At 59.9% G+C, this 13,771-nt stretch carries 12 protein-coding genes; 11 read left to right on the top strand and 1 reads right to left on the bottom strand.

Annotation, left to right across the window (positions count from 1 at the left end):
* Positions 1 to 98 precede the first annotated feature (98 nt).
* From thrB to QZZ60_RS06750, 11 genes are all read left to right on the top strand, one after another.
* Positions 99 to 662, top strand: coding sequence for a homoserine kinase (thrB, locus tag QZZ60_RS06800; protein ID WP_295639662.1), 564 nt, complete (start codon positions 99 to 101; stop codon positions 660 to 662).
* A 107-nt stretch (positions 663 to 769) separates the two neighbouring features.
* Positions 770 to 1,327, top strand: a complete 558-nt coding sequence (locus tag QZZ60_RS06795) for an OmpH family outer membrane protein (protein ID WP_295639659.1) — start codon at positions 770 to 772, stop codon at positions 1,325 to 1,327.
* A 14-nt stretch (positions 1,328 to 1,341) separates the two neighbouring features.
* On the top strand, positions 1,342 to 2,448 hold the full coding sequence (lpxD, locus tag QZZ60_RS06790) for a UDP-3-O-(3-hydroxymyristoyl)glucosamine N-acyltransferase (protein ID WP_295639657.1): 1,107 nt from the start codon (positions 1,342 to 1,344) through the stop codon (positions 2,446 to 2,448).
* Between the two features lie 113 nt (positions 2,449 to 2,561).
* Positions 2,562 to 3,026 carry a 3-hydroxyacyl-ACP dehydratase FabZ gene (gene fabZ, locus QZZ60_RS06785; protein ID WP_295639654.1) on the top strand — a complete coding sequence of 155 codons (465 nt, stop codon included), beginning with the start codon at positions 2,562 to 2,564 and terminating at the stop codon, positions 3,024 to 3,026.
* A 1-nt stretch (position 3,027) separates the two neighbouring features.
* A complete protein-coding gene (lpxA, locus tag QZZ60_RS06780; protein ID WP_295639651.1) occupies positions 3,028 to 3,843 on the top strand; it encodes an acyl-ACP--UDP-N-acetylglucosamine O-acyltransferase in 816 nt (271 codons plus the stop codon).
* A gap of 406 nt (positions 3,844 to 4,249) precedes the next feature.
* The gene (locus QZZ60_RS06775; RefSeq protein ID WP_295639648.1) at positions 4,250 to 5,428 is read left to right on the top strand and encodes an iron-containing alcohol dehydrogenase; all 1,179 of its coding nucleotides are present in this window, start codon (positions 4,250 to 4,252) and stop codon (positions 5,426 to 5,428) included.
* A 230-nt stretch (positions 5,429 to 5,658) separates the two neighbouring features.
* A complete protein-coding gene (locus tag QZZ60_RS06770; protein ID WP_295639645.1) occupies positions 5,659 to 6,375 on the top strand; it encodes a Crp/Fnr family transcriptional regulator in 717 nt (238 codons plus the stop codon).
* A gap of 234 nt (positions 6,376 to 6,609) precedes the next feature.
* Positions 6,610 to 8,271, top strand: coding sequence for an FAD-binding protein (locus QZZ60_RS06765; RefSeq protein WP_295639642.1), 1,662 nt, complete (start codon positions 6,610 to 6,612; stop codon positions 8,269 to 8,271).
* A 78-nt stretch (positions 8,272 to 8,349) separates the two neighbouring features.
* Positions 8,350 to 10,050, top strand: a complete 1,701-nt coding sequence (locus tag QZZ60_RS06760; protein WP_295639639.1) for an FAD-dependent oxidoreductase — start codon at positions 8,350 to 8,352, stop codon at positions 10,048 to 10,050.
* A gap of 50 nt (positions 10,051 to 10,100) precedes the next feature.
* Positions 10,101 to 11,195, top strand: coding sequence for a TRAP transporter substrate-binding protein (locus QZZ60_RS06755; RefSeq protein WP_295639636.1), 1,095 nt, complete (start codon positions 10,101 to 10,103; stop codon positions 11,193 to 11,195).
* Between the two features lie 111 nt (positions 11,196 to 11,306).
* Positions 11,307 to 13,238 (top strand): TRAP transporter large permease subunit, encoded by a 1,932-nt coding sequence (locus QZZ60_RS06750; protein ID WP_295639633.1) that lies wholly within the window; start codon positions 11,307 to 11,309, stop codon positions 13,236 to 13,238.
* Between the two features lie 272 nt (positions 13,239 to 13,510).
* Here the strand turns inward: QZZ60_RS06750 and QZZ60_RS06745 are convergent.
* Positions 13,511 to 13,771, bottom strand: a 261-nt coding sequence (locus QZZ60_RS06745) for an SsrA-binding protein (RefSeq protein ID WP_295639630.1), incomplete at its 5' end; no start/stop codon positions are given.

Genomic DNA, 13,771 nt, shown 5'->3' with positions numbered 1-13,771 from the left:
AGGATTGCATTTGCAATCCTTCCGCGCGCGGCGTATAGCCAAGTTGAAAACAGCGCTGCATTGCGCGAAAAAAACGGCTTTCGCCCGGAAGGACATCTATGACGGAACCCTCATCCGAGCAGAAGAACTCCGAGTCTCTGCCATCCATTCCCGAAAATGGCTGCATCACGTTCATAGGCATGGCGGGTGCAGGCAAAACCACGGTGGGCCGCCTTGTGGCCCGATTGCTGGGCTGGGCCTTCGTGGATTCAGATCATGTCATCGAGGCCGTTTTTGCCGCGCCCCTGCAGCGCGTGGCCGACGCCATGAGCAAGGATGAGTTCATCGACGTCGAGGCCGAAATCGTCGGCGCCCTGCGTCTGTGCCGGACGGTGATCGCCACCGGAGGCAGCGTCGTGTACCGGCCTTCCACCATGGAGCATCTGGCCTCGCTCGGGCCCGTCGTCTATCTCGATGTGCCCATGAAGGTCGTACTTGAGCGCATTGCCCGCAATCCCGACAGGGGACTGGCCATCGCTCCCGGGCAGACCATCGAGGAGCTTTTCCGCGAACGCGAGACGCTGTACCGGCGTTATGCCACGCTGAGCGTGGAAGCGTTCGGCGTCACGCCGGCGGAAAGCGCTCGTCGCGCCCTGGAAAAGCTCGCCCGCCTGTACGCTTAAATCATTCTTGACGCCTTCGTACCCTCAAGGGTACTCTGAACCGTTGTCTGTGCCGCTTGTTTCGGCATGTTGCTTATGCTAATTTTTCCTTATTAAGGAGTTTAATTATGCTTCGTCGCACTGTCATTGCGCTGGTTGTGGCCTTTTTCTGCTCCGCCGTGGTTCTGCCGTCCCAGGCTCAGGCCGCCGGCAAGATAGGCGTGGCCAACCCCCTGCGTCTTTCCGCCCAGAGCGATCCCGGCAAAGAGGCTGAAAAGCAGCTGACTTCCATGTTCGGCAAGGAACGCCAGCAGCTTGAAAAGCAGAATGAAGACCTCAGCAAGCAGGCTGAGGATCTGCGCAAGCAGGCTGCCGCCCTTTCGGAAAAGGCCCGCAACGAACGCGCGCAGAAGATCCAGAAGCAGGCTCAGGAGCTGGAAACCAAGGGTACCGCCTACACACAGCGTCTTTCCCGCGTGCAGCAGGCCATCAATTCTCAGATGAACGACGTCATGCGCACGGCTTGCGAGAACTACGCGAAGAAGAACGGCTATGACATGATCATCGACGCGTCCGTGGTCATGTTCTACGTTCAGGCCAACGACGTGACGAGCGGCCTGATTGAAGAAGTCAACAAGGTGTGGAAGTCCAAAGGCGGCAAGTTCAATCTCAGCTCCGTGAAGTAACAAAGGAGCAAGGAATGCCCAATCCTTCGTTCAAGCTTTCCGAAATTGCGGACAAGCTCGGTGTGAAACTCTCTTTGAAGGATCCTGAAGACGACATCGTCATCACCGGGATCAACACGCTGGAAGAAGCCGGTCCTACGGAACTGAGCTTTCTTGCCAACCCCAAGTACGTTTCACAGCTGTCCACCACCAGAGCCGGGGCCGTCATCGTGCGGCCCGAACACGAGAACGACGTTGCCCGTGCGCTCGTGACGGACAATCCCTATCCCATGTTCGCGCAGGCGCTGACGCTTTTTGTCAAGCCGCAGGGCAGCTTTACGGGCATAAGCCACATGGCCTGCATTCATCCCGAGGCCGAGCTTGGCGAGGATTGCACCGTTTATCCCTTCTGCTATATCGGCCCTCGCACGAAAATCGGCAGGGGCAGCGTCATTTTCCCGGGCTGCTACATCGGAGAGGATTGTGAGCTCGGGGAAAACTGCATTCTGTACCCCCGTGTCGTGCTCATGGCTGGAACGAAGCTCGGAGAAGCCTGCGTGCTTCAGCCCGGTGCCGTCATCGGCGGCGAGGGCTTCGGCTTCGTTCGGACGGCGGAAGGCATCAGAAAGGTTCCGCAGATCGGCCACGTGGAACTCGGCAACCATGTGGAAATCGGGGCGAACGCCACGGTGGACCGTGCTGCTCTGAGCTCCACGCTGGTCGGCGACGGAACGTGCATCGACAATCTGGTCATGGTGGGCCACAACGTGCACATCGGCAAGGACTGCCTCATCGTTTCTCAGGTGGGCATTTCCGGTTCCACGCACGTGGGCGACAACGTGACCATGGCCGGGCAGGCCGGCATTTCCGGACATCTGCACATCGGCAGCAATTCCACCATCGGACCGCAGGCCGGCGTTGCCAAGGACATTTCCGAAGGGCAGGTCGTCGGCGGTTCGCCCACCATGGACTATAATACCTATCTGCGCAACGCCACGCTCATGCCCAAGCTCCCCGAGCTGTTCAAGCGCGTGGCCAGGCTGGAAAAGGAAATGGGCCACAAGCCCATGGCCAGCGACAAGACCGACCGCTCTCTTGTGGCCATGTGGAATCGCTGGATGTCCATGATGCATCATCGTTGATCCGGCTCCGGCGGCGCGTTGCCGCCGCCGGTATGAGCCCGCTGCTTCGTACGTATCTCGCGGGGCCGTGCGGCTTGCGCCGTCACTATAAACCGTTAAAAGGCAATAACACCATGAGCGAGTCCATTTCCCTCGGCATCAAGGAGATCCTGAGCATTCTGCCCCATCGCTATCCCTTCCTTCTGGTGGATCGCGTGGACGAGCTGGTGCCCGGCGATCACATCCGCGCGTATAAGAATCTCACGTTCAACGAACCCTTCTTCCAGGGGCATTTCCCCGGCGTTCCGGTCATGCCCGGCGTGCTCATGATCGAAGCCATGGCGCAGACGGGCGTCATTCTCGTGGCGCACAGCTTCCCCGAATTCAAGGAGCATCCCGATCAGATCTATCTTTTCACCGGCATAGAAAAGGCGCGCTTCCGCTCGCCCGTCCGCCCCGGCGACAAGCTGGTCATGGAATGCACCAATCTGACGCACAGAATGCAGCTCTGGAAGATGGATACCAAGGCGTATGTGGACGGCAACGTGGTTGCCGAAGCCAGACTTACCGCATCCGTCCTTCCCAGGGAGTCGTTCTGACATGGCAGCACCTCAGATCCATCCGACAGCGTTTGTCTCTCCTTCGGCTCAGATAGGCGATGACGTCATCATCGGCCCCTGCGCCGTCATTGAAGATGACGTGGTCATCGGCGCGAGAACCCGCATCGACGCCTTTGCCTCCATCAAGCGTTACACCACCATGGGGGAAGACAACCATGTCTACTCCTATGCCGCCGTGGGCGGGGAACCGCAGGATCTGAAATTCCACGGCGAAAAAAGTCAGCTCGTCATCGGCAACAGAAACAACATCCGCGAGTTCACCACGCTGCACCGCGGCACGGAGTCGGGCGGAGGCATCACCCGCGTGGGCGACAACAATCTGCTCATGGCCTATGTGCACGTGGCGCATGACTGCACGGTGATGAACAACGTGGTCATGTCCAACAACGCCACGCTGGCCGGGCACTGCTTTGTGGACGACAACGCCATCATCGGCGGACTTTCCGCCGTGCATCAGTTCGTTCGTGTGGGCACGCACGCCTTTGTGGGCGGCATGTCCGGGCTTGCGCAGGATCTTCCTCCGTGGATGCTGGCCGTGGGCAACCGGGCCACCATTCAGTCTCCCAACATCGTGGGTCTGCGTCGTGCCAAGGCTTCCATGGAGCTGCTTTCGGCGTTCAAGCAGGCCTACCGCATGACGTGGTATTCCGGCATTCCGCGCCCCGATGCGCTCATGCAGCTCGAGGCCGAATACGGTCATCTGCCGGAAATCATGGGCTTCATCCAGTTCGTGCGGGAAAGCAAGCGGGGCATTCTTCCCGGAGACGATCGCAAGAAGATCATGGATCTTGCCTGATTGCGGCGAGCCTTGCGAAGGCGCGCAGGTAAAAGCGTTTTCTGACGGTTACAAGAGAAGAGGGTCGTGTTCCTTGACGGCCCTCTTTTTTATTCTTCTGCCAAAAGAGAGCGGCATCGGCGACGGACAGACGTTCGCGACGGTTCCGGATCCGGCGCGGTCGGCGCACGGAAGGCCGCAGGAAGCCCCGGAGCATTCTTCGGCACGGATCTTTGTGAACGCGTCGAAGGGCGGAAGAGCGTGCCGGTCAGCGTCCGGCCTGCCGTGTTCCTGTTTTTCGGGACACGGAAGGATAGCGGCGTTCACATCCGCCGCGTGCTGCGCGGAAAGTACCGGGGCATACGTTTCCGGGCTTCGGGAAAGACGTTGCGGCGAAGTGGCCGCATCAGAGTGAAAGGAGAGCATCGTGAAGAACTTTGTGTTCAATACGCCGACCAGAGTCGTGTTCGGCAGAGGCGTGGAAACGGAAACCGGCAGGCTTGTCAGAGAATGCGGCGGGCGCAGGGCGCTGCTGCATTACGGAGGGGGCAGCGCGGAACGCTCGGGGCTTCTTTCCCTCATAAGGGATTCCTTGCGGAAGAAAGGCGTGGACTTCGTGGAGCTCGGCGGCGTGGTGCCGAATCCTCGTCTTTCAAAAATTCATGAAGGCATCGAGCTCGGCAGAAAGGAAGGCGTGGACTTCGTGCTGGCCGTAGGCGGCGGAAGCGTCATCGACTCCGCCAAGGCCATAGGTTACGGACTTGCCAACGAAGGCGAGGTCTGGGACTTCTTCGACAAGAAGCGCAAGGCCACGGCCTGTGCTCCCGTGGGCGCAGTGCTCACCATTGCCGCCGCGGGCAGCGAGATGAGCGCTTCCTGCGTGATCACCCGTGAGGAGGGCTGGATAAAGCGGGGCTACAGCAGCGAGCTTTCCCGCCCGAAATTTGCCGTGATGAATCCCGAACTCACGCTGACGCTGCCTGCATGGCAGACGGCCTCGGGCTGCGTGGACATTCTCATGCATACCATGGAACGGTATTTTTATCATGAGGGGGGCATGGAGCTTACCGACGGCATTGCCGAGGCGCTGCTCAGAACCGTGATGAAGAATGCGCTCCTTCTTCGGGACGATCCGTCCTGCTACGAGGCTCGCGCTGAAGTCATGTGGGCGGCCGCGCTGTCGCACAACGGGCTCACCGGCTGCGGCACGGACGGCGGCGACTGGGCCTCCCACAAGATCGAGCATGAGCTGAGCGGGCTTTTCGACGTTTCCCACGGCGCAGGACTTGCCGCCGTATGGGGCAGCTGGGCCAGATACGTGTATCGGGCCGATGCTGCGCGCTTTGCCCGCTTTGCGCACAAGGTCATGGGCGTGAGCGGCGCGGGCACGCATGAGGAAATGGCGGAAAAGGGCATTGAAGCCATGGAAAATTTCTTTCGGGCCATTCACATGCCTACGTCGCTTTCCGAGCTCGGCGTTGCGCCTACGGAAGAGCAGATGCGCGAGATGGCGGAAAAGTGCTGGCGCGGCATAGGCGGCCCCGTGGGCGTGGTTCGTCCGCTCGGGGTGGAAGATCTCGTGAACATTTATCACATGGCCCGCTAGAGCTCTTGATTCCGGCCTTCGGTGCGATTCGGCAACGCTGAACGAACCGGGAGCTTTCCGGCAAACGTCCCGGCCGCAGAAGGCGGTGCGTCGGAACGATGCGGAAAGCGCCGGCCGCACCGCCGGCACGGGATGCAGGAAGCGAAGATCGCGGCGGATGTTTTCGACGTCGCGGGCCGGGCGCTCTTCGGCGTTCCGGAAGAGGGGGACCGAAGGAAAAGGGGGTAAGGATGGCAGCGTCACAACGTGCGGGCGCTCCCCATGTCGTGCTGATGAAGGGCTCCACGGTAGGCAGGCTCAACGCGCCGTGGAAAAAGGTGCTGCATCTTGCGGAGCGGAAAGCCATCCGCAAGGGGCAGAGCATGGACATACGCACGGGGCTTTCCCGGCATGACGGCAGGCCGTGCTTCTACTACGTCGTTTCCGGCAGGATACGTCTGTCGTATGTGAGCCGCAGCGGGGAGGAACGCACCATTCTGTATGCCGGGCCGGAAACGCTCATGAACGTTCCTTCCGTCATCGTGGGAGACGAGGACAATACGCTGGTCACCTGCACGCAGGATGCCGTGGTCGCACTGTTCGATGCCGCGCTTCTGTCGGACGAGAGCTTTGCCGCCGCTCATCCTGATCTGATGATCAATCTCGTTCATTCCCTGTGCGTGCACATGGTCATCCACTCCCAGCGGCTGGCCGAGACTTCGCTCACCAATTCCGTGGCGCAGGTCTGCCGCATCATCGGCGAGCTCTCCGAGAGAAACGGAGGTCGCGCAGTGTTCGCTCCGGGCATGACCCAGCAGGAGCTGGCGCTTCTTCTGGGAATGCATCGCACGACGCTGACGCGCATCTTGTGCCGCTTGCGCACAATGGGGGTGGTAGGTCGGTTCACCAGACGGGAGCTGGAGATTCTTGACCCTCGGCAATTGAGAGAACTTGCGGAAATATCGTGAATAAAATTTTTCAGCGACGTCCGGGGGCTCTTCCTGTTTCGGGAGAGCCCCCCGTTTTTTTAAGAGGGCGGATGGTCGTCGTTCCTCGAAGTTTTCGGAAGAGAAGCGGAAGAGAGGCGGCCTTTTTCTCATGCAAAGTGAAAAAAAGTGCAAAAATGATGCAAATGCACTACTCCGTTCCGGCATGACCCTTCATAACAGAGTCAAAGCAGAAAAGCTGAAAGGAGGTTTTTCATGCACGATTCTGGAGAGATGGCGGTCATCACGCACGAGACTGATGTTCTTGTGCTCGGTGCGGGCGCGTCCGGTTGCGGCGCGGCGCTTGCGGCGAGCGGCAAGGGCGTTCGTGTGCTCCTCGCGGACAAGGGCAAGCTGGAAAGCTGCGGTTCGCTCGGAGGCGGCAACGACCATTTTATGGCGGTGCTGAATACCGGAGCCCCCGGTGACGACGAAGCCACGGCCATAGATTTTTACTGCACGCCCATGACGGGCTACACTCCGGCTCAGGTGAAGCAGTGGCTCGCCGTCATGCCCCGCATGATAGAGATGCTCAAGTCTCTGGGCATTGAATTTCTGTATAATCCCGACGGAAGCTTCTACCGCACCACCGGATTCGGTCAGCCCGGCAGCTGGTGGACCCACATCAACAACGGCAAGTACATCAAGCGCAGACTCGGCGGACTCATCCGTTCCAAGGGCGTGGACACCCTTGAGTATTTTCAGTGCACCAGGCTTCTTGTGCGTGACGGACGCGTGGTCGGAGCGGCGGGCTTTCATGTGCTCGACGGTACCTTTCATGTGATTCATACCCGCTCCGTGGTGCTGGCGCTCGGCCGCCTTGCCGGACGGGTCACGGTGAACTCTTCCCTCAATCCGTTCAACATCGCCTTTTCTCCCTTCATCACCGGCAGTCAGATAGCGCTGGGCTATGAGGCCGGTGCGGAGATCATCACGCTGGACACCGAGCAGGAAGCCACCCTTATCCCCAAGGGCTGGGGCTGCCCCGGCATGAATGGCATCACCTCCAGCGGCGCGAAGGGCATTAACGCCCTCGGCGAGCGCTACATGGCCAAGTATCATCCCATGATGGAAGTCGGCCCCCGCTGTCTTCTCGTGCGCGGAACGGCACAGGAGCAGTCCGAGGGCAACGGCCCGCCCTTCGTGCTCGACCTTACGCACATCGACAAGGACATTCTGCACCATCTCCAGCACGACAGCATGCCCGGCGATAAGGAAACCTGGAACGACTACTGCGAGCAGGCCGGCATTGACTTCAGCAAAAAGCCCATGGAAGTGGAGCTTTCCGAAATTTACGTCAACGGCATCATGTACCTCAAGGACAACTTCGAGTCGCGTTCAGTGAAGGGGCTTTTCGGCGGAAGCATGTTCCATGACTTTTCCGGTTCCATATGCAGCGGCTACATCGCCGGAACGCATGCCGTGGAAGCCTGTTCCCTCTACGAGCCTTCGGCGGTGGACGAGGATGAGATACTCCGGGAGAAGGAACGAGTCTTCATGCCTCTTCATGCGGAGGACGGCATACGTCAGGAAAAGTTCGAGGCCGCCATACGGCAGGTCATGAACTACTACATGGGATATGTGCGCAGCGGCAAGGGCATGAGCATAGCCTTGGAAAAGCTGGCCTACATTGAAAGCCGCATGAACGAAGTCATGGCCGCCAACCTGCATGAGCTCATGCGCGCCCATGAATCCTTCCATCTTCTGCGCACCTGCATTCTGACCACCATGGCCTCTCTTGAACGCAAGGAGACCAGGTTCGTCTACAAGCGCACCGATTATCCCGAAGAGGACCATTCCTATGACGACAAGCTGCTTGTCGTCTTCCAAAAGGACGGCGCTCCCTTCTGCGAATGGCGCAGGCCCGTCGTCCGCTAGATGAGCGGCGCGGACATGCGGTGAGAGGCCGTGACGCGGACGCGTCCTTTATCGACATCATTTTTCAAGGAGCTGGAGATGCCTCCTGTTTTCAGTAAAGAAACCAATGTGGTCTATGTCCGCAACGACGGACGTTCCGGTCAGGGGCGGACATCCCCCTGTGAGAGCAAGTGCCCTCTCGGCAATCCCATTCAGAAGATGGAAAGAGCCATTGCCGAGGGTGATCCCGCCCGCGCGCTGTATGTCCTTCGCGCAGGCAATCCCTTCCCCGGCGTGACGGGCAGAGTTTGTCCGCATCCCTGCGAGGGAGCGTGCAACCGCGCTCAGTACGATGAGGCGCTTTCCCTGCGTTCACTGGAACGATACGCGGCGGATGCAGGCGCTGCCGACGTGCGCAGACTGAAGGTACTGCCTGCCAGCGGCAAAAAGATCGCCGTCATAGGTTCCGGACCCGCCGGACTGGCCTGCGCCTATTTTTCCGCGCTGCTCGGTCATGAGGTCACGGTGTTCGAGGCTTCGCCCGTGGCGGGCGGCGTGCCGCGTCAGTCCATTCCCGACTTTCGTCTGCCCAAGGACGTGGTGGACCGCGAAGTGGGCATGATTCTTGGCCTCGGCGTCCGCATTCTCACCAATACGGAAGTGGGACGAGACATCAGTCTCGACGAGATCATGTCCCGCTACGATGCCTGCCTGCTTGCTGTGGGCAACCGCAAGGGGCGCATGCTGAACATTCCCGGCATCGAGTATGCGCTTCCCGCCGTGTCGTTCCTGAAGGACGCCAATCTGAGCCGCAAAAGTCTCGAAGGACGGAAGGTGGTCATTCTCGGCGGCGGCGGCGTGGCCTTCGACAGCGCCTTTACGGCCCGCAGGCTCGGCGCGGCGGAAACCAGCATGATCTGTCTGGAAGACCGTGAGCACATGCGCGTGCCCCGCGCCGAAATCGAGCAGGCCGACGATGAGTCCGTCACGCTTCACACCGGTCATCTGGCAGCCTCCGTCGAGGTGGAGAACGGACGCGTGCGCGCCGTGACGGCAGATGCCGTTTCCTCGTTTTCCTTTGACGAATCCGGGGCGCTGCACGCCGAGTTCGTCCCCGGCGGCAAGCTTCGCGTGGAAGCGGACGTGGTCATCTGCGCGAGCGGTCTCATGGTTGATCTTGCCCTGCTGGAAGGCAGCGCTGCGGAAAAGGTGGAAAGAACGCCCCGCGGCTGCGTGAAGACTTCGTTCAGCGCCTCGTCGATTCCCGGACTTTTTGCGGCCGGCGAATGCGCCAGCGGTCCTTCCCTGGTGTCCACGGCCGTGGCCGAGGGCCGAGCGGCGGCCTTCGACATTCATGCCTTTCTCACGGGCGTGGAGAAAGGGCGCGCCGTCGACGCGTGGCTTAATGAGGAAGGCAGCATCGTGCTGAAATACCTGGAGCATAAGGGGGTGCAGCATGAGGTTGCCTTCGATGAAATAGTCAACATCGCCTATCATGTGAAGAGCCCGCGCAGGCACACGGAACTGCATACGGCCCGCGAAACCTGGCTGGCCTTTGAGGAACTCGACAAGGGCTTCAGCGCGGAAGACGCCGTTGAGGAAGCCGGGCGCTGTCTGCATTGCGGCCACTGCCAGGAGTGCGGAGAATGCGTGGCAAGCTGTCCCGGACTCATTCTCAAGGCCGGAGACTGTTCGCCGCAGGTGGCCTATCCCGATGAATGCTGGCACTGCGGATGCTGCCGTCTGGCCTGTCCCGGCGCCTGCATATCCTTCAAGTTCCCGCTGCACACCTTTTTATGATGATTTTGTCCCGTCCATGCCGGACGGGACGTACGCACGAGGAGAACCCCATGAGAAAGCTGTCCCTTATTTTTCTGAGCATGGTGCTCTGTCTGACCGGCCTGTCCGTCTCCGGCAGCGCGAATGCGGCCGACGCCGAATACGTGCTGAGTCTCAACCTGCCCATTCCTCCCATCCACAACCGCTGGACCCATGCGCTCAAGCCCTGGGTGGAAGAGCTGGAAAAGCGCAGCAACGGACGCATCAAGGTGGAACCCTATTTTGCCGAGGCGCTGAGCAAGGAAGCCGATGCCTTTGAATCCGTCAAGACCGGCGTGGCGGACATGGCGGAGTTCAGCTTCGACGTGGCCGTAGGCCAGTTCCCGTTCCATGAACGCGTGTTCACCACGGTGAGCCCCGGCGTTTCCATGGAAGACCCCACCTCCTTCGTGCTTGCCGTTCAGGAAGCCTTTCCGCAAGTGAAAAAGGAATTCGACGGCGTGAAGGTGCTCTTCACCCATGCGCAGACCGTAGGCATGCTCATAGGCAGCAAGGAGCCCATCACCACGCTTGATGCATTCAAGGGCAAGAAGATCAACGTGCTCGGCGACTATCAGGTGGCGCAGAAGGTAAGTGCTCTCGGCGCTTCCGTGGTCAGCGTGCCCATGGCCGACGTGTTCACCAGCCTTCAGCAGGGCGTGATCGACGCCGCCACCGTGGACTACGATCTGCTTGTGTCCCGCAGACTCGGCGACGTCATCAAGCATGTCACCGCCGTGCAGACGACCTGCTTCGTGTTCTGCGTGATGATGAATCAGGACGTGTACGACAGCATGCCCGAAGATCTGCAGGCCGTGATCGACAGCGTGTCCGGCGAGTACGGTCGTCAGAGCTTCTCGCAGTTCTGGAATACGCTTCCCTATCAGAGCCTCGACACCTGGATGGAGCAGATGGGCGGCAAGCTTCATGTGCTTACCGATGAGGAATATGCGGAAATCGACAGACGGGTTGTTCCCGTGTCTGTGGAATGGGCGCAGATTCTGGACAAGGCGGGATACCCCGGTGAGGCCATGGTGAAGAAGATTCACGAGCTCCAGTCCACCTATGCCAAGCCGTGGAAGGACAGCCGCTCCATGGAGATTTTTAAAAAGAGTTCCGGAAAGTAATCCGCCGGAAAAGTTCCGGGCGTCCGCATGGCCTGTTTCTGGGCGATGCGGACGCCGCCATGGTATGTTTGCATGACGTGAGGCCGGAGGGCCTCGACAAAGGAAAAAGATATGGAAAATCCCCGCACCACCGGTTCCGCACAGGGAGCCGGACTCCCCGACATGCTGGAAGGAATCGCAAGAATGCTGAGACTGACGGAAAAGCCGGCGTCCTTTCTCAGCGCGGCGGGCATGGGCATTTTCATGCTCATGGTTCTGCTTACGTTTGCCGACGTGTTTCTGAGGTATATGTTCGGCAGCTCCATCCCGGGGACCACGGAGCTTACGGAACTTCTCATGGTGATCGTCGTCTTTTCTTCCATAGCGGTCACGCAGTGGCAGAAAAGCCATGTCACCATGGACATTCTTACCTCACGCCTCAGGGAACCTTCCCGGGCGCTTCTCGAAGTCGCCACGGGACTGTGGTCCGTGGTCATCGTGCTGTTTTGTGCGTGGACCACGTTACGCTACGGCATGAAAACGTCGTCCGTTACGCTGGTTCTTCGTATCCCACTGGAACCGTTTATTTATTTTGCAAGTTTCGGCTTTTGTCTGCTGGCGGTGGCTCTGCTCTCCCAGCTTTTTGAGAACATGGCCGCAGCCATGCGTCTGAACGGTGCGGGAAAGACCCTGCTGGCCCTTGTCCTGGCCGTGGCGGGAGTGCTCGTCATGTGGTACGTCGCCACGCACAAGGTTCCCGGAATGTCCTCCATCAAGGTCGGCATAGCCGGTCTCGTCCTGCTTTTCATTCTCTTTTTTCTCGGTGTTCCGGTGGCCTTTGCCCTTATTGCCACGGGGCTCATCTTCATCGCCCAGCTCAAGGGCATTCCCGCGTCGTTCGGAACCACGGGCAAGGCGCTCTACAGCACGGCGGGCAGCTATTCCTGGGCTCCGCTCATGTTCTTCATGCTCATGGGATATCTGTGCTTCTACGCCAGGTTCGGCGAGGACATCTACAACTGCGCCCGCAAGTGGATGGGACACATGCGCGGCGGGCTTGCCATGGGCAGCGTGGTGGCCTGCGCCCTGTTCGGCGCGGTGGTGGGCGACGTGCTTTCCGGCAGCATAGCCATGGCGGCCATCGCCCTGCCGGAAATGCGCAAGAACAGGTATGACGACGCCCTGGCCGTGGGTACGCTGGCCTGTTCCGGCACCATAGGCTGTCTCATCCCTCCGAGCACCACGTTCATTATTTACGGCGTGCTGGCGCAGCAGTCCATAGGCGATCTTTTCATCGCAGGCATCATACCCGGACTTGTGTGCATGGTCTGCTTCATGCTGGCCGTGTGGCTGATGGTGGTCAAAAATCCTTCTCTTGCGCCGCGCCTGCCGCGGGCTACCATGGCTGAGAGAATCGTTTCCCTGAAGTCCGGCCTGCCCATCATGCTCATTTTCATCCTTGTCATAGGCGGCATTTACGGCGGCGTGTTCACCGCCACCGAAGGCGGCGGCATAGGCGCGTGCGGCACGCTCATTCTCGCGCTTCTTCTGCGCCGGCTCAGCGTCAGGGATTTCATAAGCACGCTCAAGGATTCCGCGAAGTACATTTCCATGTGCTTTACGGTGCTGTGCGGCGCCATCGTGCTCAGCTACTTCATGGCCATGACCAGAATTCCCATGGTGCTGGCCAACACCATAGCCGGCATGGATCTGCCCGGCATGGCCGTCATGTTCGCCATCGTCATGGTGTTCCTGATTCTCGGCTGCTTTTTGCCCTCCATGCCGCTGCTTCTCATATGCGTGCCCATTTTCGTGCCCATCGCCAAGGTGTTCGGCTGGGATCTCATCTGGTTCGGCGTCATCATCGTCATTCTCGACAACATGGCGTCCATCACGCCTCCGTTCGGCATCAGCCTCTTCGTGATGAAGGAAGTGGCTTCCGTGTCCCTGGGAACCATGTACAGGGCGGCCGTCCCCTTTGTGCTGGCGCTTCTGGTGTGCCTGCTCGTCATCATAGCCTTCCCTCCGATTTCCACCGTTCTCCCCGCTCTGATGAAGGGATAGCGCGGCAGAGGGAAAAGAACGGGGACGCGCCGCGTCAGGGGCGGCACGTCCCCGTATATCCGCAGAGTTTTAGGCCGGTGTCCATCCCCTGCGACCAAGGTCCCGCGCGGGATGACGGCATGCTTCCGCACAGGCCGGACCTTTGCCGTGCGTACGGTCGGAGAAAACGACGGAAGGCGGCGTTCCATGTGAACGCCGCCTTCCGTCGTCCGGCGTGAACTCGTTCTGCCGATGCGGCAAAGCGTTTTCAGCGTCTCTGAACGAGACGGACATTACCGGTGCGCAAGTTCCCGTTCCATGTCGCGGGACTCGGCGCGGCGCTTGAGTTCTTCTCTCTGGTCGTGCAGCTTGCGGCCGCGCGCAAGGGCTATTTCCAGCTTGACCTTGCCCTGCTTGAAATACAGTTTCGTGGGCACCACGGTGAGGCCCTTCTGCTCGATGCGCGTGGTGAGCAGATGGATTTCGCGGTGATGGAGCAGAAGCTTCTTGTCACGGTCGGGATCCTGAAGGACGTAGCCTCCGCGATCGTAGGG

Origin of the sequence: uncultured Mailhella sp., from assembly GCF_905187505.1 — a bacterium.
Lineage (GTDB): Bacteria > Desulfobacterota > Desulfovibrionia > Desulfovibrionales > Desulfovibrionaceae > Mailhella.
Note: the sequence above shows the minus strand (reverse complement) of the source record. Positions and strands in the feature narration are given on the sequence as shown.

What these genes read in the sequence shown, in the direction of transcription:
- lpxA (WP_295639651.1), top strand. Translation starts at nt 3,028, where the DNA reads ATGGCAGCACCTCAGATCCATCCGACAGCGTTTGTCTCTCCTTCGGCT.
- lpxD (WP_295639657.1), top strand. Translation starts at nt 1,342, where the DNA reads ATGCCCAATCCTTCGTTCAAGCTTTCCGAAATTGCGGACAAGCTCGGT.
- QZZ60_RS06765 (WP_295639642.1), top strand. Translation starts at nt 6,610, where the DNA reads ATGCACGATTCTGGAGAGATGGCGGTCATCACGCACGAGACTGATGTT.
- fabZ (WP_295639654.1), top strand. Translation starts at nt 2,562, where the DNA reads ATGAGCGAGTCCATTTCCCTCGGCATCAAGGAGATCCTGAGCATTCTG.
- QZZ60_RS06750 (WP_295639633.1), top strand. Translation starts at nt 11,307, where the DNA reads ATGGAAAATCCCCGCACCACCGGTTCCGCACAGGGAGCCGGACTCCCC.
- QZZ60_RS06760 (WP_295639639.1), top strand. Translation starts at nt 8,350, where the DNA reads ATGCCTCCTGTTTTCAGTAAAGAAACCAATGTGGTCTATGTCCGCAAC.
- thrB (WP_295639662.1), top strand. Translation starts at nt 99, where the DNA reads ATGACGGAACCCTCATCCGAGCAGAAGAACTCCGAGTCTCTGCCATCC.
- QZZ60_RS06770 (WP_295639645.1), top strand. Translation starts at nt 5,659, where the DNA reads ATGGCAGCGTCACAACGTGCGGGCGCTCCCCATGTCGTGCTGATGAAG.
- QZZ60_RS06795 (WP_295639659.1), top strand. Translation starts at nt 770, where the DNA reads ATGCTTCGTCGCACTGTCATTGCGCTGGTTGTGGCCTTTTTCTGCTCC.
- QZZ60_RS06755 (WP_295639636.1), top strand. Translation starts at nt 10,101, where the DNA reads ATGAGAAAGCTGTCCCTTATTTTTCTGAGCATGGTGCTCTGTCTGACC.